Origin of the sequence: Lentzea sp. NPDC051213, from assembly GCF_044455585.1 — a bacterium.
Taxonomy (GTDB): domain Bacteria; phylum Actinomycetota; class Actinomycetes; order Mycobacteriales; family Pseudonocardiaceae; genus Lentzea.
The window spans coordinates 581,649-607,098 of record NZ_JBITEX010000007.1 but is presented as its reverse complement, the minus strand read 5'-3'; the positions used below and the strand labels follow the sequence as shown (position 1 = coordinate 607,098).

The 25,450-nt window shown below is 69.0% G+C and carries 23 protein-coding genes; 16 read left to right on the top strand and 7 right to left on the bottom strand.

Features of this window, described 5'->3' with window-relative positions; all coding sequences use genetic code 11:
- Window positions 1-48 precede the first annotated feature (48 nt).
- Window positions 49-990 (top strand): quinone oxidoreductase family protein, encoded by a 942-nt coding sequence (locus tag ACIA8G_RS31480; RefSeq protein ID WP_396422304.1) that lies wholly within the window; start codon window positions 49-51, stop codon window positions 988-990.
- 47 nt (window positions 991-1,037) lie between these two features.
- Here ACIA8G_RS31480 and ACIA8G_RS31475 read toward each other — a convergent pair whose 3' ends face one another.
- Complete coding sequence (locus ACIA8G_RS31475) at window positions 1,038-1,559, bottom strand: FKBP-type peptidyl-prolyl cis-trans isomerase (RefSeq protein WP_396422303.1); 522 nt, start codon at window positions 1,557-1,559, stop codon at window positions 1,038-1,040.
- Window positions 1,560-1,954: 395 nt separating this feature from the next.
- On the opposite strand from ACIA8G_RS31475, the gene ACIA8G_RS31470 reads away from it, so the two are divergent.
- The 4 genes from ACIA8G_RS31470 to ACIA8G_RS31455 are packed head-to-tail and all read left to right on the top strand — an operon-like array spanning window position 1,955 to window position 4,643.
- Window positions 1,955-2,959, top strand: coding sequence for a hypothetical protein (locus ACIA8G_RS31470; RefSeq protein ID WP_396422302.1), 1,005 nt, complete (start codon window positions 1,955-1,957; stop codon window positions 2,957-2,959).
- A gap of 6 nt (window positions 2,960-2,965) precedes the next feature.
- On the top strand, window positions 2,966-3,613 hold the full coding sequence (locus tag ACIA8G_RS31465; protein ID WP_396422301.1) for a hypothetical protein: 648 nt from the start codon (window positions 2,966-2,968) through the stop codon (window positions 3,611-3,613).
- Between the two features lie 50 nt (window positions 3,614-3,663).
- Window positions 3,664-4,314 (top strand): HD family phosphohydrolase, encoded by a 651-nt coding sequence (locus tag ACIA8G_RS31460; protein ID WP_396422366.1) that lies wholly within the window; start codon window positions 3,664-3,666, stop codon window positions 4,312-4,314.
- The gene (locus tag ACIA8G_RS31455; RefSeq protein WP_396422300.1) at window positions 4,278-4,643 is read left to right on the top strand and encodes a hypothetical protein; all 366 of its coding nucleotides are present in this window, start codon (window positions 4,278-4,280) and stop codon (window positions 4,641-4,643) included. The genes ACIA8G_RS31460 and ACIA8G_RS31455 overlap by 37 nt, the downstream gene beginning before the upstream one ends.
- Here ACIA8G_RS31455 and ACIA8G_RS31450 read toward each other — a convergent pair.
- Both ACIA8G_RS31450 and ACIA8G_RS31445 read right to left on the bottom strand, forming a co-directional pair.
- On the bottom strand, window positions 4,636-6,552 hold the full coding sequence (locus ACIA8G_RS31450) for a hypothetical protein (protein ID WP_396422299.1): 1,917 nt from the start codon (window positions 6,550-6,552) through the stop codon (window positions 4,636-4,638). The two genes, ACIA8G_RS31455 and ACIA8G_RS31450, sit on opposite strands and share 8 nt — an antisense overlap.
- A 22-nt stretch (window positions 6,553-6,574) precedes the next feature.
- Window positions 6,575-7,498 (bottom strand): heme o synthase, encoded by a 924-nt coding sequence (locus ACIA8G_RS31445; RefSeq protein WP_396422298.1) that lies wholly within the window; start codon window positions 7,496-7,498, stop codon window positions 6,575-6,577.
- Window positions 7,499-7,742: 244 nt separating this feature from the next.
- Here ACIA8G_RS31445 and tkt point away from each other — a divergent pair, with 244 nt between their 5' ends.
- From tkt to ACIA8G_RS31410, 7 genes are all read left to right on the top strand, one after another.
- On the top strand, window positions 7,743-9,833 hold the full coding sequence (gene tkt, locus ACIA8G_RS31440) for a transketolase (protein WP_396422297.1): 2,091 nt from the start codon (window positions 7,743-7,745) through the stop codon (window positions 9,831-9,833).
- On the top strand, window positions 9,830-10,942 hold the full coding sequence (gene tal, locus ACIA8G_RS31435; RefSeq protein WP_396422296.1) for a transaldolase: 1,113 nt from the start codon (window positions 9,830-9,832) through the stop codon (window positions 10,940-10,942). Before tkt ends, tal begins: the two co-directional genes overlap by 4 nt.
- A gap of 25 nt (window positions 10,943-10,967) precedes the next feature.
- Window positions 10,968-12,554, top strand: coding sequence for a glucose-6-phosphate isomerase (locus ACIA8G_RS31430; RefSeq protein ID WP_396422295.1), 1,587 nt, complete (start codon window positions 10,968-10,970; stop codon window positions 12,552-12,554).
- Between the two features lie 50 nt (window positions 12,555-12,604).
- Entirely contained in the window at window positions 12,605-14,092 is a 1,488-nt protein-coding gene (gene zwf, locus ACIA8G_RS31425) for a glucose-6-phosphate dehydrogenase (RefSeq protein WP_396422365.1), read from the top strand.
- Window positions 14,089-15,102, top strand: a complete 1,014-nt coding sequence (gene opcA, locus ACIA8G_RS31420; protein WP_396422294.1) for a glucose-6-phosphate dehydrogenase assembly protein OpcA — start codon at window positions 14,089-14,091, stop codon at window positions 15,100-15,102. The genes zwf and opcA overlap by 4 nt, the downstream gene beginning before the upstream one ends.
- The gene (gene pgl / locus ACIA8G_RS31415) at window positions 15,099-15,878 is read left to right on the top strand and encodes a 6-phosphogluconolactonase (RefSeq protein WP_396422293.1); all 780 of its coding nucleotides are present in this window, start codon (window positions 15,099-15,101) and stop codon (window positions 15,876-15,878) included. The genes opcA and pgl overlap by 4 nt, the downstream gene beginning before the upstream one ends.
- A 61-nt stretch (window positions 15,879-15,939) precedes the next feature.
- A complete protein-coding gene (locus tag ACIA8G_RS31410; protein WP_396422292.1) occupies window positions 15,940-16,362 on the top strand; it encodes a GNAT family N-acetyltransferase in 423 nt (140 codons plus the stop codon).
- Here the strand turns inward: ACIA8G_RS31410 and ACIA8G_RS31405 are convergent.
- Entirely contained in the window at window positions 16,346-16,624 is a 279-nt protein-coding gene (locus ACIA8G_RS31405; protein ID WP_396422291.1) for a hypothetical protein, read from the bottom strand. The genes ACIA8G_RS31410 and ACIA8G_RS31405 overlap by 17 nt on opposite strands.
- Window positions 16,611-17,981, bottom strand: coding sequence for a hypothetical protein (locus ACIA8G_RS31400; RefSeq protein WP_396422290.1), 1,371 nt, complete (start codon window positions 17,979-17,981; stop codon window positions 16,611-16,613). The genes ACIA8G_RS31405 and ACIA8G_RS31400 overlap by 14 nt, the downstream gene beginning before the upstream one ends.
- Window positions 17,982-18,104: 123 nt before the next feature.
- Here ACIA8G_RS31400 and ACIA8G_RS31395 point away from each other — a divergent pair, with 123 nt between their 5' ends.
- On the top strand, window positions 18,105-21,011 hold the full coding sequence (locus ACIA8G_RS31395) for a substrate-binding domain-containing protein (protein ID WP_396422289.1): 2,907 nt from the start codon (window positions 18,105-18,107) through the stop codon (window positions 21,009-21,011).
- Here the strand turns inward: ACIA8G_RS31395 and ACIA8G_RS31390 are convergent.
- Complete coding sequence (locus ACIA8G_RS31390) at window positions 20,999-21,388, bottom strand: response regulator (RefSeq protein WP_396422288.1); 390 nt, start codon at window positions 21,386-21,388, stop codon at window positions 20,999-21,001. The two genes, ACIA8G_RS31395 and ACIA8G_RS31390, sit on opposite strands and share 13 nt — an antisense overlap.
- A 92-nt stretch (window positions 21,389-21,480) precedes the next feature.
- Here ACIA8G_RS31390 and ACIA8G_RS31385 point away from each other — a divergent pair, with 92 nt between their 5' ends.
- From ACIA8G_RS31385 to ACIA8G_RS31375, 3 genes are all read left to right on the top strand, one after another.
- A complete protein-coding gene (locus ACIA8G_RS31385) occupies window positions 21,481-22,212 on the top strand; it encodes a DUF4360 domain-containing protein (protein WP_396422287.1) in 732 nt (243 codons plus the stop codon).
- A gap of 73 nt (window positions 22,213-22,285) precedes the next feature.
- Complete coding sequence (locus ACIA8G_RS31380; RefSeq protein ID WP_396422286.1) at window positions 22,286-22,921, top strand: DUF4360 domain-containing protein; 636 nt, start codon at window positions 22,286-22,288, stop codon at window positions 22,919-22,921.
- Window positions 22,922-23,066: 145 nt separating this feature from the next.
- Window positions 23,067-24,329: a sensor histidine kinase gene (locus tag ACIA8G_RS31375; protein WP_396422285.1), complete on the top strand. Its 1,263-nt coding sequence runs from the start codon at window positions 23,067-23,069 to the stop codon at window positions 24,327-24,329.
- Here ACIA8G_RS31375 and ACIA8G_RS31370 read toward each other — a convergent pair.
- A complete protein-coding gene (locus ACIA8G_RS31370) occupies window positions 24,326-25,426 on the bottom strand; it encodes a hypothetical protein (protein WP_396422284.1) in 1,101 nt (366 codons plus the stop codon). The two genes, ACIA8G_RS31375 and ACIA8G_RS31370, sit on opposite strands and share 4 nt — an antisense overlap.
- Window positions 25,427-25,450: the final 24 nt, after the last annotated feature.

The following is a 25,450-nucleotide window of genomic DNA, read 5'->3' as shown; positions in this document are numbered from 1 at the left end:
CCCGGTCGCGACCCGGGTTGACCGGGTTGAGTCGATCAAGGAGGACAGATGCCCAAGGCAGTGGTGGTGCGTGCAGCGGGTGGCCCGGAGGTCTGCGAGTACTCCGAGGTGCCGGCGCCCGCGCCCGGTGACGGGGAGCTGCTGGTGCGGGTCGGCGCGGCCGGCGTCAACTACATCGACACCTACCAGCGCAGCGGCCTCTACTCGATCCCGCTGCCCTCCGCGCTGGGCCTCGAGGGTGCCGGTGAGGTCGTGGTGTCGAACTCCCCCGACTTCGCGGTGGGCGACCGGGTGGCGTGGATGTCCGTCCTGGGCAGCTACGCGTCCGAGGTCGTGGTGCCCGCGTCGGCCGCGGTGAAGGTGCCGGACGGGCTGGACGTCGAGCTCGCCGCGGCCTCGTTGCTGCAGGGCATCACCGCGCACTACCTGACGCACTCGACCTACGTCGTCAAGGAAGGCGACCGGGTGCTCGTGCACGCGGCGGCGGGCGGGGTCGGGCTGTTGCTGACCCAGTGGGCCAAGTCGAAGGGTGCCTTCGTCGTCGGGACCGTGTCGACGGAGGAGAAGGAGGCGCTGGCCCGGGAGGCCGGTGCGGACCAGGTGCTGCGGTACGGGGACTTCTCGTCGCAGATCGAGAAGGTCGACGTCGTGTACGACGGGGTCGGCGCGGACACGTTCGACCAGTCTTTGGCGTCGTTGAAGCCGCGCGGTCTGCTGGCGCTGTTCGGGGCGTCGTCCGGGCCGGTGCCGCCGGTCGACCCGCAGCGGCTCAACGCGGCCGGGTCGGTGTACCTGACGCGGCCGTCCACCGGGGCGTACCTGCTCGACCGGGCGGAGTTCGAGTGGCGGGCCGCCGACCTGTTCTCGGCGATCGTCGACGGGACGCTGAACATCCGCATCGGTGGCCGGTACAAGCTGGAGGAGGCGGCGCAGGCGCACACCGACCTGCAGTCGCGCCGCACCACCGGAAAGCTCCTGCTGCTGCCGTGATTCGCTGACGACCCCCGGCACGCGTGCCGGGGGTCGCTGCGACACGCTTACGCGGCCGGGGTGACCTTCACGCCGTCGATCACGAAGACGAGCGTCTCGTTGGGCTTGATGCCCTGACCGCCCTGGCCGTAGCCCTTGGCCGGCGGCACGACGAGCAGCCGGCGGCCCTTCTCCTTGAGGCCGACGATGCCCTCGTTCCAGCCGTCGATGACCGGCGCCTGACCGACGTTCTCGACGTCGAACGGCTGCCCGCGTTCGAACGAGCTGTCCAGCACCTTCTTGTCCGAGAACGTGGTGAGCTGGTAGTTGACCGTGGCCGTCGTGCCCGCCTTCACCTCGGCGCCGGTGCCGGGCGTCAGGTCCTTGATGATGAGCTCGTCGGTGGGCTTGCAGGCCGGGATCTCGACCTTGGGCGCCTTACCGAAATCGCCGGTGACCTTGAAGTCCTCGGCCTTGCAGGGGGTCGACGGCGCCGCAGCCCCGGTGGAGGGCTGGGCCGAGCTGCCGCAGCCCGCGAGGCCGGTGGCAGCCGCCAGCGCGACGGACGCGATGAGCAGGACATTACGCATGGTGGGTGAGAGTATTCGGGGGCGTGTTAGCGGCGTGTAGCAGGTCGGTGGCTGGGGGCGAACCGCATCCGTCCAGCGGCACTCGCGCGGGCGCACCCGGCGCAGTACTCGACGACTCCGACCGGGCTAAGACACCCGCGGTGGCTGCGTTCGGGTGGCCGGGTCACCCTCATCCGACACGTTCGGGGTGAGCCGCGACAGGGCGTCACCAAAGTGCACGAGTGCGGGCCGGCGACTGGGCCCACGGGCGGTTATTCCGGTTCTAAATGTCGCACGAATAGCAGCTTCCTTATCTTTTGACCGACGCGTACAGTAACTCCGCGCAGTTGATCGGACACCGACCGCATTCGTCCGATCGGGTAGCGGCCAATGAGGTGATCCAGGAGGTGGCACACGTGTCCGCGGAGGCCGGAGGCATCCGCAGCAACCTGATCCAGGAGTTGTTCTGGACTCGGACCGGGTTGCTCCTCCTCATACTCGTCGTCACCTCCGGTGCGTCGCTGGCCATTTCCAGTCAAATGGATTCCGGGGCACCGAGAAACTTCCTGACGGCAGTGGGCACGGGCACGCTCATTTCGGCGGTCGTGACCTTCACGCAGACGCTGATCACCTCGCGATCCGCACAACGGGCACTTCTCCAGCCGGTCATCGACGAGAGTCGCAAGGCGCTCAAAGAACTGTCGGAGGAGTACCGGGCACTGGATCGGGAGTTCTTCCCCAGCCACGTGTTCGAGCCGACGGCCGGGCCGGATCCGATGTTCAACCAGCTCATGATGCAGGACCTGGAGCGGACGCGGCTGTACTGCTTCCGCGGGTTCGCCGGCCGGTACGCGGCGGGGCGGGTGCTGCTCTCCCAGACGGAATGCGAGCTCAGGGCCGTGCTGGCGGATCCGCGCGACGACAACGCGATCAGCGGCCGGGCGCGCTACCTGCTGCGCAACGAGGGTGTGGACGGTGATTACGACGAGATCCAGGGCCGGCTCAAGGAGCAGATCGGCATCGGGCTCGTCGGCCTTTACGCGGCGCGCAGCCGGTGCAGCCGGATCGACGTCACCATCGTGTCGGACCCGCCGCTCGACCGGCTCGAGCTGTTCGACGACTCGGCCTGGCTGACGCTCTACAGCAACACCGCCGGAGTGCTGAGGCCCTATCCGCGGACCCTCCGGTTCACCGAGAGCTCGTTCCTGTACTCGATGGAACGCGCCGAGTTCCTGCGGATCAGCAATTCCAAGGCCGGGTACCACTTCGTCATCACACCGGGAACTTCGCGCAACGACTTCCTGGCGTTGTTCGAGAAGATCACCGGCGAAACACTGTCGAACGACGGGTACGGAGAACTCGAAGAGAAGTTCCACACATTCCGCCGCGAATTCTCTGCTTCCGCTCAGTTGAGGAGCTGATCGATCTTGCTAGCCGAGTTCACCGGGTTGTCCGCGCTCGAGGAGCTCGCCGCTCGGGTCAAGTGCGCCGAATTTCCGGTCGTGGACCATTGGACCGACGTCGGCGAGTGGTTTCGCGAGTGGGCGGCCCGGCCGGAGCTGCGCAAGGAGCTCCGCGCCTACATCGACGGGCTCACCCCGCAGCAGGCGACCTGGGTCATCGCGCATTCCCGCGAGACGACGACGCACTTCGCGTGGTGCTTGAGGGATGAACCGGACGAACCGTTCACCTTCTGGCTGCACGAGTACAAACCGCTCGCGGACTGGCGGACCGGCTACGCGGACTCCGTCCACAACCACCGGTACCACTTCTGCACCACCATCCTGAGCGGCGCGTACCTGCACGAACGCTTCGACGCCCGGCTCGGCATCGGCGGCAGGACGATCGTCGCCACCGAGCTCACGAACCGCACCCAGTGCGGTGAGGGCACCACCGGGACGTTGCTCGCGCACGAGTTCCACCGCATCCCGCGCGCGGCGGAGGGGACCAAGACTTTCCTGGTCAAGTCCCGTGCCGTCACGCCGTGGAGCCTCAGCTACGACCCGGACACCGGGCTCAGCCACCGGCACGTGCCGGTCGAGGAACGACTGGAGGATCTGACGAACAACCTCTAAAGCCGCCGCAACACGCCTACCATCAGCCCACCCGGTGGGAAGGGCTGATGATGCGTACGCGCACAACGATTCCTAGATCTGTGATCGCGGACGTGGAGCAGCGCGTGAAGCGGCTGTGCGAGGACCTGGCCGCGAAGCTGCAGTTCCACGGCTGGCACCACGTGAGCTTCGTCCGCGACAAGTCGGTGCACTTCGCCGAGCGCAACGGCGCGGCGAAGGACGTCGTCGAGGTCGCCGCGCTCGTGCACGACCTCAACTACATGGTCCGGCGCAACTCGCTGCCGACCGACGGCGAGGCGCTGCGCAGGAAGACCCTGTTCGTCGCGGGTGTCAGCATCGGCGACATCGAGTGGATCGAACGCATCGTCGTCGAGGCCGAGATGCGCACCCGCGGCCGCGACATCTCGCTCGAGGCGCAGGCCCTGTCCGACGCGGACACGCTGTTCAAGGCGCTGCCCGTGACGCCGGTCGTGCTGGCGCACAAGTACCTGCAGGAGAACGGCATCACGCTCAGAGAGCTCGCGCACAAGATCGTGGGCGAGCAGGTGGGCAAAGCCGACCAGGGCTACTACTTTTACGATGCGGAGGCCGCCGCGACCTACACCAAGTGGGCCGAGGCGAACCTCTCGTTGTGGCAGTGCATCGTCGAATCCCTCGACGACCCGTGCGTCGAGGACCTGCTGACCAAGGTGGCGTCCTGAGCACGTTCTTCATCAACAACGGCGAATCCCGCAACGGCGACTCAGTCCCGGCAGGCGACTACGACGCCCGCGAAGCAGTCGCCGTCTGGCACGAGCTGTTCACCGGTGTGTGGGAGCCGCTGCCGGAACACGACGTGTTCGAGCTGCCCGAAGGGCTCGTCGCGCAGCTGGTCAAGGCCGATCCGGCCCGCATGCACGACGTGGCGCTGACGTGGGCACCCCAGGCCGACATGGGCTTCCACGAGGCGTTCGCGCATCTCAGCGCGTTGTCGGGCCTCGCACGCACAGCGGTGAGCCGCGCGCACGGCGTCTACCTGGAGATCACCTGAGGCGCAGGTCCGCGCCGGCGTGCAGGGTGTAGGCGAGGCCCATGACGTTGCCGCGGCCGAGCATCTCCCAGCGGGTGCGGCGCAACGCCTCCCCCGCGCTCATCCCCTCGGCCAGCGCGGCCAGCAGCAGCCCGCTCACCCAGCCCGCCATGCCCTGGTCGACGGGCACCTCCGGGCAGATCACGCCCGCGGCGCCCGCCTGGTTCACGAAACCGTCCACGAGGTCCGCCGCCGGTGACGTCGTCACCACCAGCGGCCGGTGCTGCCAGCCCTCGATCTCCACGGGCTGAAGGACACCCTCGTCGTAGACCAGGTGCACGACGTCCGCGCTCATGTCCGGCAGCGCGGGTCCCAGTTCCGCCGGACTGACGTACGCGGACGAGATGGACTCGGGCGGCAGGAACGACATCAGCTCTGCCACGTGCCGCTGGGTGAGCGCCCGGTCCAGCCCGGGATCGACGGCCAGCGCCACCTCGACCGGGCGGGAGCGCGGCGGCACCTCCCGCACCAGCGGACCCGCCGGCTGCTCCAGCACCCTCGACAGTCCCCAGAAACCGAAGGGGCACAACACGTTCCCGCTGTGATCCGGTTCCGGGCAGCGCGGCGGCACCACTCCCCCGGCACCGAACGGCCCGAACCGCTGCACCGACGGGCACACCCGGTACGGCCCGTCGGTGAACGGCTGGTCGTACACCAGCGCCCACGGCACGCGCGTCGGCCCGAGCACCGTCACCACGGCGCCCGGCGGGATCGCCGCGCCGTCCGGGAACAGCCGCGAGTAAAGGGCGGCACCCCGCACCGCCAATGCCGCGAGGTCCGCGCAGAACGCCGGGATCTCCTTGCCGTACCAGTGATCCAGCCCGGACACCCGCGGTGGTTCGCAGTCGACCTTCACGCTGATCCAGGCGAGGTCGGCACCGATCGCCACCAGCGCCCGGTCGCCGAGCACCGTGATGGACGCGGCACGCGAGGCCAGCGGGCCGATGTCCGCGAACGTCCGCGACAGGCGGTGGCGCAACCGGGCCCGCGACTCACCCGCGCCGACCGGCAGCAGGACCTGCTGGACGTGCACCGGCGCCACGCCGTGGTAGATCACCAGCTCACCGCTCCACGGCACCGCCGCGTAGGGCGTGGTGACGTCGAAGCTGACCCACGGGCTCGCGCCGTCGGCCGGCAGCACGAACGGCTCGGCCTGCACCTCGCGCCCGGACATGCCGAGCACCGCCCGCAGCTCGAGGTCGCCGGGCAACCGGGCCGGGTGCGCACCGACGTGCACCCACACCTCGTAGTCCGCACCCGGCCGCAACGCCCCCGCCATGCCCTCGGTCGCACCGGGCAGCGCGACCACGACCTTGACCTCGCGATCGTGGTCGGGCTCTGGCGGTTCGGGCAGCGCGGTGTAGCTGACCATCCGCCGCCGCTCCAGCTCGCGGAACTGCCAGACGACGTCCTCGACCCGCCCCTCACCGGCGCCGCGGGGTACCGCCAGCACCACGTGCGGCGCGCTCCACCCGATCAGCACCGACGAGGGATCCACCCCGGCCACCCACGTGTGCGCGGCGGTGAAGAGCACGACCGGCCGCCCGAGCCCGCGCAGCGCCTGGACCACCGGACCCGTGTCCCAGGACCGCGTGTCGTGCAGCGCCACCAGCTCACCGGGGACGTCCGCGATCGGGGGCAGCGCCTGCGCCGACGGGAAATGCCTCAGGTCCAGAACGGCACACTTCAGCACCCGCACCCGCGTGGGGATCGCCGTGGTCGTCGTCTGTCCCACCGCGAGGCCCTGGCTGACCTGCGCCCAGCCGCCCGGATCGGTGATCACGACGAGCGAACAGGCGGGTGTCAGGGCGGCGACGAACTCCAGTGGCGAGCCTTCACCACCGGTGACGGTGAACTCAACGGACGTCACAGCCGTAGGCCAGGAGGTGCAGCTAGAACGGCCAGCCCAGCACCGGCAACCCGACCACCGCGTCCACGGCGAGACCGCAGAACACGAGCATCAGGTAGAGGTTCGACATGTGGAAGAACTTCATCGTGTTCGTGGAACCGCCGCGGCGCACGACGTTGTGCAGCTTGTGAGCGAAAACGGCGAACCACACGCCGGACAGAGCCGCCACGGCCACGTAGATCCACGAGGTGACCGGGGCCAGGGCGAGCGTGCAGACCACGGTGATCCAGCTGTAGATGACGATCTGCCGCGTCACCTGCTGAGCTGTGGCCACCACCGGCAGCATCGGCACGCCTGCTCGGGCGTAGTCCTCCTTGAACTTCATCGCGAGGGCCCAGGTGTGCGGCGGAGTCCAGAAGAAGATGACGCCGAACATGACCAGCGCGGGCCACTCGACGGTGCCCGTCACCGCCGTCCAGCCGATGATCACGGGCATGCAGCCCGCCATGCCGCCCCAGATGATGTTCTGCGAGGTGCGGCGCTTGAGGACGAGCGTGTAGACGAAGATGTAGAAGAGGATCGTGGCCACCGCGAACACGGCGGAGATCAGGTTCACGAAGAGCCCGAGGAACCCGAACGAGAACACACCGAGCGCGACGCCGAAGATCAGGGCGTTGCGCGGCGGGATGGTGTTCTGCGCGAGCGGCCGGGCCGTCGTCCGCTTCATGACCGCGTCGATGTCGGCGTCGACGAAGCAGTTGAGGGCATTTGCCGACCCCGCGGCGAGGGTGCCGCCGGTGAGCGTGCAGGCGATCAGCCACAGCGGCGGCAGGCCGTGCTGGGCGAGCAGCATCGCGGGGATCGTGGTGATCAGCAGGAGCTCGATGACCCGCGGCTTGGTGAGTGCCACGTAGGCGCCAACTACCTGGCGAGGCGACCTGGCGGGGGCCTCGAGGACGGCACTCATCGCGGGAACGCTCCTCGTGTTGAGACAGGTGTGAAAACCAGCGACTGATGGTAACCGCGCAAAGAATTCACAGCCCGTTCGGGTGCTGGTGTGCCTCGGCACACACCCGCCTGAGACCTTTCAGAGCAACATCTGAATCTCTCAGGACTAGGCTGGCCGGAGGACTGAGGGAGAGACGCGGGTCAGGCCTTTCGGGATCGATCAAGCCTGCCCGCCCTAGCGACAAGAGTGGAGCTGTAAGTCCGTGACCGTCACCGACGACATCACCCGGCTCACGAAGGCCGATCTGCCTGACGACTGGACGGAGCTCGACAAGCGCGCCGTCGACACCGCGCGGCTGCTCGCGGCGGATGCGGTGCAGAAGGTCGGCAACGGGCACCCCGGCACCGCGATGAGCCTCGCGCCGCTGGCCTACACGCTGTTCCAGCGCGTCCTGCGGCACGACCCCGCCGACCCGGACTGGATCGGCCGCGACCGGTTCGTGCTGTCCGCGGGCCACTCCAGCCTGACGCTGTACGTGCAGCTGTTCCTCTCCGGCTACGGCCTGGAGCTGGACGACCTGAAGGCGTTGCGCACGTGGGGTTCCCAGACCCCCGGCCACCCCGAGCACGGCCACACCAGGGGCGTCGAGATCACGACCGGCCCGCTGGGCTCCGGTCTCGCCTCCGCCGTCGGCATGGCCATGGCCGCCCGCCGCGAGCGCGGCCTGTTCGACCCGGACGCCGCGCCGGGCCAGAGCCCGTTCGACCACAGCATCTACGTGATCGCCTCCGACGGTGACATCGAGGAGGGCGTCACCTCCGAGGCCTCGTCGCTGGCCGGCACGCAGCAGCTCGGCAACCTGGTCGTCTTCTACGACGACAACAAGATCTCCATCGAGGACGACACGACGATCGCGCTGTCCGAGGACACCGCGAAGCGCTACGAGGCCTACGGCTGGCACGTCCAGGTCGTCGAGTCCGGCGAGAACGTCAAGGGCATCCTCGAGGCCGTCGAGAAGGCCAAGGCCGTCACCGACAAGCCCTCCTTCATCCTGCTGCGCACGATCATCGGCTACCCGGCGCCGACCAAGCAGAACACCGGTGCCGCGCACGGTGCCGCACTCGGCGCCGACGAGGTCAAGGCCACCAAGGAGATCCTCGGCTTCGACCCCGAGCAGACCTTCGAGGTCACCGACGAGGTCCTGGACCACACCCGCGAGGTCGTCAAGCGCGGCGAGCACGCCAAGGCGCAGTGGCAGTCCTCGTTCGACGAGTGGGCATCGGCCAACCCGGAGAACAAGAAGCTGCTGGACCGTCTCATCGCCCGTCAGCTGCCCGCGGGCTGGGCGGACGCGCTGCCGGTCTACCCGGTCGACGCCAAGGGCGTCCCGACCCGCAAGGCCTCCGGCGAGGTGATCAACGCGCTCGCCGGCGCGCTGCCCGAGCTGTGGGGCGGTTCCGCCGACCTGGCCGAGTCGAACCTGACGACCATCAAGGGCGCCAAGTCCTTCGGCCCTGAGTCGATCTCCACCGGCATGTGGAAGGCCGACCCGTACGGCCGCGTGCTGCACTTCGGTGTCCGCGAGCACGCGATGGGCGCGATCCTCAACGGCATCGCGCTGCACGGCCCGACCCGCCCGTTCGGCGGCACGTTCCTGGTGTTCTCCGACTACATGCGCCCGTCCGTGCGGCTCGCGGCGATCATGCAGGCGGCGGTCACCTACGTGTGGACGCACGACTCCATCGGTCTCGGCGAGGACGGCCCGACGCACCAGCCGATCGAGCACCTCGCGGCCCTGCGCGCGATCCCGGACTTCGCGGTCGTGCGCCCCGGCGACGGCAACGAGACCGCGTTCGCGTGGAAGGCCGTGCTGGAGCAGCTCGGCCCGGTCGGCCTCGCGCTGACCCGCCAGAACGTCCCGACGCTCGAGGGCACCTCGGCCGAGGGCGTGAAGCGCGGTGGTTACGTGCTCTTCGGTGACGAGAACCCGGAGATCGTGCTCATCGGCACCGGCTCCGAGCTGCAGATGGCGTACGAGGCTGGAAAGGTTCTGCAGGGCGAGGGCGTTGCAGTGCGTGTGGTCTCGATGCCTTCTCTCGACTGGTTCGAGAAGCAGGACGCCGAGTACCGCGAGTCGGTCATCCCGTCGTCGGTGAAGGCACGCGTCGCGGTCGAGGCCGGCATCGCACAGCCGTGGTACCGCCACGTCGGCGACGCGGGCGAGATCGTGTCGATCGAGCACTTCGGCGCCTCGGCCGACTACCAGACGTTGTTCAAGGAGTTCGGCTTCACGACGGAGAACGTCGTTGCCGCGGCGCGCCGTTCGCTGGAGCGAGTGAGGGGTAACAAGTGAGCAAGCCGCTTTTGGAAGCACTGTCCGGCGCGGGTGTCTCCATCTGGCTGGACGACCTGTCCCGTGAGCGTCTCACCAGCGGCAACCTGGACGAGCTGATCCGCGACTGGAACGTCGTCGGTGTCACGACGAACCCGACGATCTTCGCGGGCGCGTTGTCGAAGGGCGAGTCCTACGACGAGCAGGTGCGTGAGCTCGCCAACCGGGGTGCCGACACCGAGGCGACCATCCGCGAGGTCACCACGACGGACGTGCGCAACGCGTGCGACAAGTTCCGCGACATCTACAACTCGACCAACGGTGTGGACGGCCGCGTCTCCATCGAGGTCGACCCGCGCCTGGCGTTCGACACGGACAAGACCGTGGCCGAGGCGCAGGACCTGTGGAAGACCGTGGACCGGCCGAACCTGCTGGTGAAGATCCCGGCGACCGAGGCGGGCCTGCCGGCGATCACCAAGACGATCGCCGAGGGCATCTCCGTCAACGTCACGCTGATCTTCTCCACCGAGCGCTACCAGGCCGTCATGGACGCCTACCTCGCCGGCCTGGAGCAGGCCAAGGCGAACGGCCACGACCTGCGGTCGATCCACTCGGTCGCGTCGTTCTTCGTGTCCCGCGTGGACACCGAGATCGACAAGCGTCTCGACAAGATCGGCACGGACGAGGCGAAGGCGTTGCGCGGCAAGGCCGCTCTGGCCAACGCGTGGATCGCCTACGGCGCGTTCCAGAAGACCTTCCAGGGTTCGCGCTGGGAGGCTTTGAAGGCCGACGGCGCCAACGCGCAGCGTCCGCTGTGGGCGTCGACCGGTGTGAAGGACCCGAGCTACTCCCCGACCCTCTACGTCGACCAGCTCGTCGTCAACGACGTCGTGAACACGATGCCGGAGAAGACGCTGCACGCCGTGGCCGACGGGGGCAAGATCGTCGGTGACACGGTCACCGGCCGCGCCGCTGAGGGCCAGGAGGTGTTCGACCAGCTCGCCGCCGTGGGAATCGACCTCGAGGACGTGTTCAACGTGCTCGAGACCGAGGGCGTCGACAAGTTCGAGAAGTCCTGGGAAGAGTTGCTCGAGACGGTGACGAACCAACTGGCTCAACTGAAGGGCTGATCACGAAGTGACCTCCGTCGAAATCGTGAGGTCACCGAACGCCGACCAGGTCAGCACCATCGCTGCTGACCTGGTCGCGGATTCGGTGCCGAGCAAGCTGACCGCGCAGGACCCGACCCTGTGGGGGCCGGAAGCCGAGTCCGAGGCGAGCATTCGTCTCTCGTGGACGACGTTGCACGAGACGTCCCGTTCACTGCTCCCCGAGCTCGTGGCCCTGCGCGCCGCACTGCACGCCGAGGGCGTCGACCGCGTGGTGCTCGCCGGGATGGGTGGCTCGTCGCTGGCCCCCGAGGTGATCACGCGGACGCAGAACGTGCCGCTGGTCGTGCTGGACACCACCGATCCCGCCCAGGTCGCCGACGCTCTCGCCGGTGACCTCGAGCGCACGGTGATCGTGGTGTCGTCCAAGTCCGGTGGGACCGTCGAGACCGACAGCCACCGGCGCATCTTCGAGAAGGCTTTCACCGACGCGGGCATCGACGCCGCGTCGCGCATCGTGGTGGTCACCGACCCCGGCTCGCCGTTGCAGAAGGCGTCCGAGGAAGCGGGCTACCGCAAGGTGTTCCTGGCCGATCCCAACGTCGGCGGCCGCTACTCGGCGCTGACCGCGTTCGGCCTGGTGCCGTCCTACCTGGCCGGTGCGGACGTCGAGTCGCTGCTCGACGACGCGGCCGAGGTCGCGAAGCTGGTGTCGCAGGACTCCGCCGAGAACCCGGCGGTCGTGCTGGCCGCGGTCTTCGGTGCCGCGCACGCGCACGGCGCCGAGAAGATCATCTTCGCCGACTCCGGTTCGGGCATCGTCGGGTTCGGCGACTGGGCCGAGCAGCTGATCGCCGAGTCGACCGGCAAGCACGGCACGGGCCTGCTGCCTGTCGTGGTCGAGGGTCCTGGCGCTCCCGGCTTCGTGGACGCACGTTCGGACGCCACGACCGTCGCGATCGGACCGGCCACCGGTTCGGCCCACCTGGCGGTCGAGGGCAAGCTCGGCGCGCAGTTCCTGTTGTGGGAGTACGCGACCGCGCTCGTCGGCCGGGTGCTCGGCATCAACCCGTTCGACCAGCCGGACGTCGAGGCCGCGAAGAAGGCCTCCCGCGCGCTGCTCGACGCGCCCGCCGTCGCCGCGACCACGCCGTCCTTTGTGGATGGACCGGTCGAGGGTCACGGCACCGACTGGGCCCCGCGCAAGGTCGACACCGTCGCGGAAGCGCTTGCGGCGCTGGTCGAAGTGGCGCCCGAGTTCGGCTACATCTCGGTTCAGGCGTACTTGGACAGGATCGACGACGCGTCGTTCGAGCTGCTCCGCGCGGAGATCGCGAAGAGGACGCACCTGCAGACCACGTTCGGCTGGGGTCCGCGCTTCCTGCACTCGACCGGCCAGTACCACAAGGGCGGTCATCAGAACGGCGTGTTCATCCAGATCACCGGCGAGTCCGGCGACGACCTGGAGGTGCCCGGCCGTCCCTACACGCTGGCGCAGCTGCAGCTCGCGCAGGCGCTCGGCGACGGCCAGGTGCTGGTCGAACACGGTCGGCCGGTTCTGCGGCTTCACCTCGAGGACCGCATCTCAGGCTTGGCCCAGCTCGTCGAGGCAGTCCAGGAGGACGGTTCGTGACCGCATCCGACAAGTGGCGCAACCCGCTGCGGGACGCGCGTGACAAGCGCATGCCCCGCATCGCGGGCCCGAGCGCGCTGGTCATCTTCGGTGTGACCGGTGACCTGTCGCGCAAGAAGCTGATGCCCGCGATCTACGACCTCGCGAACCGGGGCCTGCTGCCGCCGGGCTTCGGTCTCGTCGGCTTCGCCCGCCGCGACTGGGCCGACCAGGACTTCATGAAGGTCGTGCACGACGCGGTCAAGGAGCACGCGCGCACGCCGTTCAACGAGGCCGTGTGGCAGCAGCTCGCCGAGGGCATCCGGTTCGTGCAGGGCACGTTCGACGACGACCAGTCGTTCGACAACCTCGCGGCGTGCCTGGCGGCCCTGGACGCCGAGCGCGGCACGGGCGGCAACCACGCGTTCTACCTGTCGATCCCGCCGGGCGCGTTCCCGACGGTGGTCAACCAGCTCAAGCGCGCGGGGCTCGCCCAGACGCAGGACGACCAGTGGCGTCGCGTCGTCATCGAGAAGCCGTTCGGCCACGACCTCAAGTCGGCCAAGCAGCTGAACAAGACGGTCAACGAGGTCTTCCCCGAGGAGTCGGTGTTCCGCATCGACCACTACCTCGGCAAGGAGACCGTGCAGAACATCCTGGCGCTGCGGTTCGCGAACCAGCTGTACGAACCCATCTGGAACTCGAACTACGTCGACCACGTGCAGATCACCATGGCCGAGGACATCGGTCTCGGTGGCCGCGCTGGCTACTACGACGGCATCGGCGCGACGCGGGACGTCATCCAGAACCACCTGCTGCAGCTGCTCGCGCTGATCGCGATGGAGGAGCCGGTCTCCTTCAAGCCGTCGGACCTGCGGGCGGAGAAGGTGAAGATCCTCTCGGCCACGCGGCCGGCGGAGCCGTTCGAGGAGACGACCTCGCGCGGCCAGTACACCGGTGGCTGGCAGGGCGGTCAGAAGGTGCCCGGTCTGCTGGAGGAGGGCGGTTTCTCGCCCGAGTCCCGCACCGAGACGTTCGGCGCGATCACCTGCGAGGTGAACACGCGCCGCTGGGCGGGTGTGCCGTTCTACCTGCGCACCGGCAAGCGCCTGGGCCGTCGTGTCACCGAGGTCGCGGTCGTGTTCAAGCGCGCGCCGCACCTGCCGTTCGACGACACCGCGACCGAGGAACTGGGCCAGAACGCTTTGGTGGTCCGGGTTCAGCCGGACGAGGGCGTGACCATCCGGTTCGGCTCGAAGGTGCCGGGCAACACGATGGAGGTCCGCGACGTCACGATGGACTTCGGCTACGGCCACTCGTTCACCGAGTCGTCGCCGGAGGCCTACGAGCGGCTGCTGCTGGACGTGCTGCTCGGCGAGCCGTCGCTGTTCCCGAAGAACGACGAGGTCGAGCTCTCCTGGGAGATCCTCGACCCGATCCTCGACTTCTGGGCACGCAAGGACGAGCCCGCGCTCGAGAAGTACAAGGCGGGAACCTGGGGACCGCCGTCGGCGGACGCGATGACCGCCAGGACCGGAAGGCACTGGAGGCGTCCGTGATCATCGACCTGCCCTCGACCACCACGTCCCAGATCAACTCGCGTTTGGTCCGTCTGCGCGACGAGGGTGGCGCCACCACGCTGGGTCGCGTGCTGACCCTCGTGATCGTCACCGAGGACGGCCAGCGCACCGACGCCGCGATCGACGCGGCCAACGACGCGTCGCGCGAGCACCCTTGTCGCGTGATCGTCGTGGCCCGCGGCGCTCGTCAGGCGGCACCTCGCCTGGACGCGCAGATCCGCGTCGGCGGCGACGCCGGCGCGTCCGAGGTCGTCGTGCTGCGTTTGTACGGTGAACTCGCCAAGGAAGGCGCGTCCTGCGTGATGCCGCTGCTGCTGCCGGACACCCCGGTCGTGGCGTGGTGGCCGTTCGACGCGCCGGTCTCGCCCTCGAAGGACCCGATCGGCCAGCTCGCGCAACGCCGCATCACCGACGCGGCCGCGGAGAAGAACCCGATCAAGGCCCTCGAGGCGCGCAAGGCGCACTACGCGCCGGGTGACACGGACCTGGCGTGGACGCGCCTGACGTTGTGGCGCGCCATGCTCGCCGCATCGCTGGACCTGCCGCCGCACGAGAAGGTCCTGGAGGCGGAGGTGACCGGTGAGGCCGACTCGCCGTCCACCGACCTGCTGGCGGCCTGGCTGACCGATCGCCTGAAGGTGTCCGCCAAGCGTTTCAAGGCGACCTCGGGTGAGGGCATCGTGCAGGTCCGGCTGGGCCGCGCGTCCGGCGACGTCGACCTGCACCGCCCGGACGGCAAGGTGGGCACGCTGGCGCAGCCCGGCCAGCCCTCCCGCCGGGTCGCTCTGCAGCGTCGTTCCGTGCGCGACTGCCTCGCCGAGGAACTGCGCAGGCTCGACCCGGACGAGGTCTACGCCGCCGCGCTGAAGTCCCTGTCGAAGGTCGCGAAGGGCCGCACGTCGTCCGCGAAGCCCGAAGCCGTTGAAGAGCCTTCGGAGAACGGCGCCGCCACCCCTTCGAAGAAGTCCAAGGCGAAAGCGAGTTCGTGAGCAATCCCCAAGTAGTGGTCCACCGCGACGGCGACCTCCTGGCCGCCGCCGCGGCGGCCCGCCTGGTCACCCGCATGGTCGACGCCCAGGCCGCCCGCGGCTACGCGTCGGTCGTGCTGACCGGCGGCCGCACCGGCACCGCCGTGCTGGAGCACCTCAACCGCAACGGCGCCCGTGACGCCGTGGACTGGTCCCGCGTGGACCTGTACTGGGGCGACGAGCGCTTCCTGCCGTCCGGGCACCCGGACCGCAACGAGACCCAGGCCCGAGCGGCGTTGCTGGATCACGTGCCGGTGGATCCCTCGCGTGTGCACGTGATGGAGCCTTCGGACGGCAAGTTCGGCGACGACCCCGAAGCCGCCGCCGAGGCCTACGCCTCGCTGCTGGCTTCCGTTGCGCGGCCTGAGGATCACGGCGACGTGCCCACCTTCGACGTGTGCCTGCTGGGCGTCGGCGAAGAGGGGCACGTGGCGTCGGTGTTCCCCGATTCTCCTGCGGTGTACGAAAAGGAGCGGACCGTCGTCGCGGTGCGCAACTGCCCGAAGCCACCGCCGACGCGGGTCTCGCTGACGCTGTCGTCGGTGCGGCAGGCGCAGGAGGTCTGGCTGATGACCACCGGCTCGGGCAAGGCTGTCGCGGTGGCGATGGCCCTGTCCGGGGCGGGCGAGGTTCAGCTGCCCGCGGCCGGTGCGACGGGGCGGCGTCGCACGTTGTGGTTGCTGGACACGGCGGCCTCTTCGAAGGTGCCCGCTCTGTTCCGGCCACCACTGGCTTGAGAACATCGGCCCCCTGCGTTCGCGCAGGGGGCCTTTTTCGTTGGGGGACAACATGATTCACGTGCGCGAAGCCGATCTGGACGACGCTGCCGCGATCCGCGAGATCAACCGCTCGGCCCTCGGCTACGAGTTCCCGCTGGAGGACACGCGGGCGCAGCTGGCACGGATCATCAAGGCGCCCAACGTGGTGCTGTTCGTCGCCGCCGACCCCGAGGTGCTCGGCTACATCCAGCTCAGCGACTACGAGAACACCTACCACCGGCCGTTGAAGAACCTGATCACGCTGGCCACCTCGCCCCGGCACCAGCGCCGCGGCGTGGGAAAGCGTTTGCTCGAAGCCGGCGAGGAGTGGGCGCGGGCGGACGGGGCCCGCGGCGTGCGGCTGGTGACCGGGCTGAACCGGGTGGACGCGCGGCAGTTCTACGCGGCCAACGGGTACGAGGTCCGCAAGGAGCAGACGAACCTGATCAAGTGGTGGAGCTGAACTCTCCTCCATCGCGTCCGGCCAAGGCCCGCCGGACGGCTGCGACGGGATCCTCGGCGAGGCGTTCGACAGCCCTGCGTGGCAGGTCGCGCCGGGCCGCCACCGCCTTGCGGACCTCGCTGTCCTCGTGCGCCGCGAGCCGGAACAGCGCCACCGGTGAGGTGGCCGGGTTCCCTGCCGCCAGCAGGTCCGGGTGGGGAACCTCGTCCGTGCAATCGAGTACGACCCAGGCCTCGGCCCGTCGGCGCTCACGATCCAACATTCTCGAGCAACTCCTCCATCACGCTGACCGGCAACGACGGATTGGCGGCCGCCGGACGTGCGGTGAACTCGCTCGCCAGCAGCTCGACGATCATCGGCGGCGGCAGGTTCGGATGGCAGGCCGCGAGGTGCCGCGCCTGAGGATCGTGCAGGCACAGCAGCAACGTCTCGCCGCGAGCCTGCGGGTGCCGGGCGATCGCCCGGTACGTCTTCTCCTCCGCCTCGGCGTGCTCGGCCATCTGGTGCAACAGATCCGGCGGGCACAGGGGGTTGCGAGCGGCCCACGGGTGCAGCCGCGGGCCGTGCCGCGAGACGAGCGACCGGAGCTGGTCGACGGTCACCGCCGGATTCGTCACGATCGCGGCGGCAACGCCGGGCGAGGGGTCGTCGAGCAACCGCGCGAACACATCGGCCGGGAGATCCGCGCGCTCAGCCACCAGCACCCGCGCCGACACAACCGATGAGGAAGCGAGCATGCGTAGCTCGGCTTCCGAAGCGGAAGCAACGCGCGGTACGGGAAACGGACCGATACGTTCGGTCGAGGAGACCTCGACCAACAGGTCGAGCGGGACCGCCGGGTTCTTCACGAGCGCGCGGTGCACCGCGCGTGACTCCTCCAACTGGCGCAGCAGCTCACCGGGAACCGCGGGGTTGGCGGCGAGCTCGGGGTGCAGGCGCGGATTCGTGGCGAGCTGCGAGTACACCTCGGGCGGCAGGTCGGTGCGCGAGGCCAGCCAGAGGTGGACCGACGGGTGCCGCACCAGGTCCGCGGCGATCGGCGCGGGCGTCGCCGGGTTCGTCGCCAGCCGCGCGGACAGGCCGTCCTCCCCGCTCAGGCGCACCAGCACGTGGGCAGGCGTGTGCGGGCTGCCGGCCAGGAACCTGCGCACCTCGATGCTCGGATGGCCGCTCAGCTCCTCGGCCAGCGCCACGGGCAGCGGATGAAAGTGCACGAGTTCGGCGACCACCCACTCGTCCGGGTCGTGGGCCAGGCGGTCGATCACGTCGGGCGGCAGCCGGTGGGCCCGTTCCGGGAGCCGGACGCGGATCTCGTGGTCAGGATGCACGGACAGCGAGCGGGCCACGGCCGGATCGCTGGACGGGTGCTCGGTCACCGCCAGCGCCACCCACGGATCCGTCAGCGGCACGTCCGAGGGCGCGACGAGGCCCTGTGACAGCAGGACGTGCACAACGGCGTGGTCGTCGCGCGCCAGCAGAGTGCGCACGTGGGCGGGGGTGAGGTCGTCCCGGCGAGCCAGCTCCAGGCTCATGACCCCGTCCGCGATCGCGACCAGGCGGTCGAGCAGGCGCGACGGCAGCGCAGGGTTCTCCGCGAGACCGTCCAACACGGTGTCCACAGTTCTTTCCCCAGGTGAGACGACGACGGGCATTCCCCCCGACAACGCGTATCATCCCCAATCGCGTTGACTAGCGGGGGTTTTGTGGCGAACGGCAGTGCGAGGCGACGTCCCACCATCGGGATGATCACCGCTGGCCCGCTCATCGAGCTCGCGGGCGAACAGTGGCGTGGCGTCAGTGACGGCGCCCAGCACCTCGGGTGCGACCTGCTCTGTTTCGTGGGCAGCGAACTGAACCACCCGGATCCGCACAAGCGCCGCGCGAACATGGTGTACGACCTGGTCTCGCCGAATCGGATCGATGCGCTCGTCGTGTGGACTACGCGCGTGGGGCAACTCGTCGGGTCCGACGGCATGCAGGAGTACGTCAAGCGGTACGCGCCGATGCCGATGGTCAGCGTGGAGACGACGCTCGCGCAGTGGCCGACTGTCCTGATGGACAACCAGATCGGCATGGAACAGGCCGTTGACCACCTGATCGAGGTGCACGGACGCACCAGGATCGCGTTCGTGCGCGGACCGCAGTCGCACACGGGGGCTCAAGAGCGGTACCAGGGGTACGTGGACTCGTTGCGCAAGCACGGGATCGTGCCGGATCCCGAGCTGGTGACGATGCCGGGCTCGTTCACCTGGGAACCGAGCGGCGCGGGCGACGCCGTGCGCAAGATGATCTCGTCGCTGCGGGAGCCGCCGGACGCCATCGCCGCGGCGAACGACGACTACGCGATCGGGGTCGTGTCCGCGCTGGAGGAGCTGGGCTTCCGCACGCCGGAAGACATCGCCGTGGTCGGGTACGACAACCACACGAACGTCCGCACGCACGACCTCGGCTACATCACCACCACCGGCGAGGGCACGCCGGCGAGGGTGCGGCGCGAGTTCAACATCGACGCGGCGACGCCCGCGTTCACCACGGTCCGGGCGCCGTTCCACGAGATGGGGTTCCGCGCGGCGGAGCTCGCAGTGGCCCTCGTGCGCGGCGAGCCCGTGCCGCCCAGGCAGGTCATGCCGACCGAGCTGATCGTGCGCCGGTCGTGCGGGTGCCTGCCGTCCGGGCTGGGCGGGCACGCGCCCGCGCACGGCCGCGCGAACATCCTCGAGTCGGCGACCGCCCACACCGTGGCCGACCACCTGCGCGACTCGCTCGGCCCGTTGTCGGCGAGGCTGCCGGACGGGTGGGCCGAGCAGCTGATCGTCGAGCTGCTGGCGGCCGGGCGCGGTGAGGTCGACGGCGCGGAGTTCCTCACGCTGCTGGCCGAGTACATCCGCGTGAGCGCGCGCGCCGGGTGCGAGCCGGAACGGTGGTGGCCACCGCTGTTCGACCTGCATCGGTTCGTGACGGCACGGATCAGCGACGCCACGCTGATCAACGACCTGTGGCTGCGCGTGCAGCTCCTCGTCGGCTATGCGTTCGCCACGGACGCACGGTTCAAGTACCTCTCGCACGAGCGTCACGACCAGACCGTGCGTGAAGCAGGCCAACGACTTGTGGCGTCACGAGACGTGGACGAGCTGACCGAGGCGCTCGTCGAGCAACTCCCCCGGCTCCGCATCCCCGGCTGCCACGTGATGGCGTTCGACACCCCCGGCACGGCGCGCACCGTCTTTCGGTACGAGCACGACGAGCTGATCACCGACCGGTCCGGCGGCCCCTTCCCCGCCACGCACCTGACGCCGTACCCGTTCCAGCGCGACGAGCCGTTCGGTGCGCTGCTCGCCCCGCTCTACACCGAGGAGGAGAACCTCGGGTACGTGATCTTCGAACTGGGCCTGGGACCCGGCTGGATCTACGAGGCCGTGCAGCAGCAGCTCAGCAGCGCGCTCCGAGGCATCCGCCTGATGCAGGAACTGAAAGACGCACGCGCACGGCTGGAAGAGCGCGTCGACGAGACAGAGGCGCAGCTGCGGCACGCGCAGAAGATGGAGGCCATCGGCAGGCTGACCGGTGGCATCGCGCACGACTTCAACAACATCCTGACGGTGGTGAACGGCAACAGCGAGATGCTGCTGCGGCGCACCCTCCAGGACGACCCGCGCCGCACCGCGATCGAGGACATCCTGCACGCGGGCGAGCGGGCCGCGAACCTCACCCGGCAGCTGCTCGCGTTCACCCGCCAGCAGGTGCTGCACCCGGAGTCGCTCGACCTGCACGCCACCCTCACCAAGGTCCACTCGATGCTGCGCACGCTCGTCGGCGAGGACATCGAGCTGGAGATGGACCTCGCGGAGGACGTCTCGCGGGTGTGGGCCGACGCGGGTCAGGTCGAGCAGATCCTGTTCAACCTCGCGGTCAACTCCCGCGACGCGATGCCGGACGGCGGCACGCTGACCGTGTCGATCGCCGACGCTGTACTCGGCGCCGACGACACCGGGCGGATCGTGGGTGTGCGGCCCGGCGAGTACGTCGTGATGCGCGTGCGCGACACGGGTGCGGGCATGGACGCGGACGTGCAGGCTCAGGTCTTCGAGCCGTACTTCACGACGAAGCCCGTCGGCAAGGGCACCGGTCTCGGCCTGTCGACGGTGTTCGGCATCGTGCAGCAGAGCGGCGGGCAGATCGAGGTGATCAGCGCGCCCGGCCTCGGCACGAGCGTCGAGGTCTACCTGCCCGTGCCGCACGAACGTGACGGCAAGCCTGAGGCACCGTGCGCGCGCCGCGTCACCTCACACCAGGGCGCGGGGACCGTGCTGCTCGTGGAGGACGACGCGCAGGTGCGGGTCATGACCCGGCGTTCGCTGGAGGCCGCGGGGTACGCGGTGATCGAGGCGGGTGACGGGCAGGCGGCGCTGCAACTGGCCACCGAGCACCGCAGCACCATCGACCTCGTGCTCACCGACGTGGTGATGCCGAAGATGGGCGGCCCGGAACTGGTCGCCCTGCTCCGGTCGGCCGGCGCGGCACCCGCCGTGATCTACATGTCCGGCTACACGACGGACGAGGTCCTGGACGGCGAGGTGCTGATCACCAAGCCGTACGTGGAGTCCGAGCTGCTCGAACGCGTGCGCGAGGTGCTGACTCAGGAGGCCTGAGCGCGCTTGGCCAGCACGGCGCGGATCGTCTCGTCGAGCATCTCGAGGCGGAACGGCTTCTGCAGGTAGCCCGCGATCTCGTGGCCGGCGAACCGCCGCTCCAGCAGCGCGCGGTCGTGGCCACTGGTCAGCACGACCGGCACGACGATGCCCTCGCGCTCCAGCTCGGCCAGCACCTCCTCGCCGGACAGGCCCGGCATGCTGTGGTCGAGCAGCATCGCGCTGATCTCCGCGCCGCGTTCACGCACGATCGCGATCGCCTCGACACCGTCGGCGGCCTGCAGAACTGTGAAGCCGAGTTCCTCGAGCAGGCTGACGGTGTACCTCCGCACGGGGTCCTCGTCCTCGACCACGAGCACCAGCCCAGCTTGCGACATGCGAGTCAGTATGCCGGAAACTATTCGTTCCCTCAGCACCAGGTGTCAGTCCATTTCTGGAAATTCTTCACGAACTGCTCCATCAGGATGACATGGGCCGTTTGGATCACACCATTGGATGGTGCTCTGCGCTAACCTTCGCGGCACCGCTGCCGCTCCACGCTGAGAAAGAGGCACCAGGAAAGGCCAACTTCATGCGTAAAGCGACGGCAGCAGCCGCTATGGCCGTGCTGTTCACATTGTCGTCCGCACCCGCACAAGCCGCCGAGACGATTCCGTCGGACCGGGTGACGATCGACGTGGTGACGGTGAACGGTTCCGGGTGCAAGCAAGGCACGGCGGAAGTGATCGTCTCGGCGGACAACACCTCGTTCTGGGTGATCTACAGCGACTACCTCGCCCAGGCGGGCAAGGGCGCCGGCGACACCGACTTCCGCAAGAACTGCCAGCTGAACCTGCAGATCAACACCCCACAGGGCTTCACGTACGGCATCGCGGAAGCGACCTACGCGGGCTTCGGCCACCTCGAACGCGGCGCGGTCGGGCACCAGTGGGTGAATTACTACTTCCAGGGTCAATCGGCCAACAATCTGAAGAAGCACTCGTTCACCGGGCCGTTCGACGACAACTGGTCAGTCACGCACCGAACCGAGTTCGCGGACATCGTCTGGGCTCCGTGCGGCGAGACGAGGAATCTCAACGTCAACAGCTCCCTCCGCGTTGACAAGGGAACCTCGGATGCCAATACAAATAGCTTCATGACGATGGACTACACGCGCGGAGAAGTGCGCACGCTGTTCCACTTCTCCTGGAAGCGCTGCTGATTTTTTCCAGGGCCGCCGCCCCCTCTTCTCCGCCGCCACTCCACCCTGCGACATGCGCCGGAAAGGTGTCACCATGCTCAACGCGGTTGCCGCTGCCCTGCTTGCCTCAGCAATCATCATCCCGCCCGGCGCGCCGAACACCACGCCGCCGCCCGGTCACATCACCATCGACGTGGTCACGGTCAACGGATCGGGTTGCCCCGCCGGCACGGCAGCCGTCGCGGTGTCCGAGGACAACAAGGCCTTCACCGTCACCTACAGCGACTACATGGCCCAGGTCGGCGTGGGTGCCCGCCCCACCGACTTCCGGAAGAACTGCCAGCTCAACCTGCGGGTGAACGTGCCGCAGGGCTTCACCTACGGCATCGCCACCGCCGACTACAGAGGCTTCGCGTCCCTGGAGCGCGGCGCCTACGTCATCCAGAAGGCCAACTACTACTTCCAGGGCATGTCGCAGAACGACTCGGCATCGCACCGGTACAACGGCCCGCACAGCGACAACTGGCAGGCCACCGACACGACCGAGATCGCCGCGATCGTCTACCACCCGTGTGGCGAGCAGCGGAACTTCAACATCAACACCGAGCTCCGCGTCTACCCCGGCACGTCCAACACGACCACGACAACCAGCTTCGCCTCGATGGACTCCACTGATGGCGCCATCGACACGACGTACCAGTTCTCGTGGAAGCGCTGCCCGGTGCAGTAGTGCGGTAGTGCAGCGGTGCCCGTGACTACCGCACGCGCTCACTCGAGCGTGTGCGGTAGCACATTTGTGAGCCGAGCGGCGTACCAAACCGCGTGCGAGGCTGTCTTACCCCTTGACGGAGCAGGTCGGGGTAAAGGGGCGGCCAATGCCAACCGCTGCATACGCGCAGTACGGTGAGGATCGCAAGGCTCACAGGGGAGGTCGGATCCTGACCACGACGCTGCTCCCGGCCAGACGGCCGGAGGAGACCACGGCCGGCTCGCGCTGGCCGCTGAGTGGTGACTACCGCGCGGTCCTGGTCGACCTGGCGCTGATCTTCTTCGCGGTGCTCGACGTCTGGCTGTACGGGTTGTGGCTCGAGGCCGACCCGGTTCCCGGTTTCCCCGCCGTCGAGACCTACCAGGTCTGGCTCAACTGGGTCGCGGTCGGCGCGCTGGTGCTGCGCCGCCGGTTCCCGTTCATCACCCTCATCCTGACCATCCCAGGCTTCTTCGTCGGCTGGGCTCAGCTCGCCGCCATGATCGCGCTCTACTCGGTGGCCCGCCGCTACGTCGGCGGCTGGCAGACCGGACTGGCCGCCGCACTGGTGTGGCTGTGCCGGTTCGTGGCCTGGCCGCCGCAGGAGCTGATCGACCGGCCGGCATCGGGCCACTTCCACTCGGCGATCTACGGCTTCCTGGTCGCGGGCCTGCCGATTGCGATCGGCCTGCTCGCCCACGCCCGCCAGGAGCTGTCGGACCGCATCATCGAGCTGGCCGAGTCACGCGAGAGAGAACGCGTGCTGCACGCGCACGCCATCCGTGCGGACGAACGGGCCAAGCTCGCCCGCGAGATGCACGACGTGGTGTCCCACCAGGTCAGCCTCATCGCCATGCAGGCGGGCGCGCTGCGCATGGCGGTCGCCGACGCCGAGCACAAGCAGGTCGCCGGCACCATCCGCACGCTGTCGACCAGGACCCTCGACGAGCTCCGCCAGCTCGTGTCGGTCCTGCGCACCACCGAGGGCAACCAGCCCGGTGTCGACGAGCTGGCGGAACTGGCCGCCGACGCCGGTTTCGAGGTGTCCGTGCAGGTCAAGGGCCCGGTGGAGGAACTGGCCACGCCCGTGTCCGGTGCGGTGTACCGGACGGTGCAGGAGGCACTGACCAACATCCGCAAGCACGCCACCGGAGCGAGCGCGGCCGTGCTCATCGACGTCGACGAGACCGACGTGCTCGTCGAGGTGCGCAACACGGCCGCGCCCGGCCCGTCAGCTCAGCCGCTGCCCAGCGGTGGCCACGGCCTGGTCGGCCTCCGGGAGCGCGCCGCGCTGCTCGGCGGCGAGTTCTCCGCGGGGCCGACCGACGAGGGCGGCTTCCTCGTGAGCGCGTCGTTCCCGAAGCAGCGCGTGGCGTCCGACGTCGACTAACGGTTGTGCCGCGCGAACGCGTGGAACGATTTCTTGGGCTCCAACCGGTACGGCGAGTTCTCGTCGTCGAACCGGTCCCGCATCGTGCGGAGCAGACTGTACGAGGCCATGTCGTAGTCCCGGTCACGGCACGTGGGGTGGTGCGGCAGGTCCGGTGAGATGACCGAGTACAGGTGCGCGCCCATCAGCTTCTCCGCGGCGAACACGCGCAGCAGGCGGGCGACGTGGTCGGCCTGCTCGCGTTCGTCGCGCTCGTACCCCGGCTTGACCACCCGCGGATCGGCGTCGTAGTCGATGATCTCCCAGCCAGTGCCGCCGGCCTTCGCGGCGCCGGTGAACGTGCAGGAGCCGAACTCCAGAACCATGATCGGCTTGCCCCAGCGCCGGTACTGGGCGAGGTCCGCCGCGTACTCGGCATCGGTCTCGAAATACCTGTAGTGGTCGAGACCCACGATGTCGAACAACGACCAGTCGTTCCACACCGCGTCGGCGCCCGCGGCCGCGCCGTAGGTGATCCGGCCGCGGAACTCGCGCCGGGTGACGTCGACGGCCTTCACCATGAACTCGCGGAACCGCCTGATGACCGCCGGCCACTCCGAGCCGGGCATCTCGCGGAGGTGCGCGATCCGCTCCAGGAACGTGGCGCCGGGGATGATGCCCGGCGTGAACAGGAAGTGCTCGCAGCCGGTGACGAACTTGACGTTGTCGCCGACGCGGCGTCGTTCGGCTTGGCGCGCGGCTTCCGCCATGTGGTCGAGGATCTCTTCTTGCGGGTGGTCGTAGAGCCGCGGCTGGACGAACACCTCCACACCGCGGCGCAGCGCCACGTCCGTCGTCTCGGCCAGGCGGCCGAGGTCGGTGCCGAACGCGGTGATGGACGGGCAGCGCAGGTCGGTGGCGATCATCCCGATCTCGCGTTCCAGCTGCCGGCGACTCCACCGCACCCGGCTCGACGGCTCCCCCGCCATGTGCACGACGCCGGTGTCGTAACAGACACCGCCGCGCAGTCTTTCCGCTGCCTGAGCTCTGCCTCCGCCGACGCTCGCGAGTGCGGCCGCGCCCGCCACGGACGTCAGGAACACCTTTCGACTGATCATGATTTCCCCCTCGACTAGTTACTC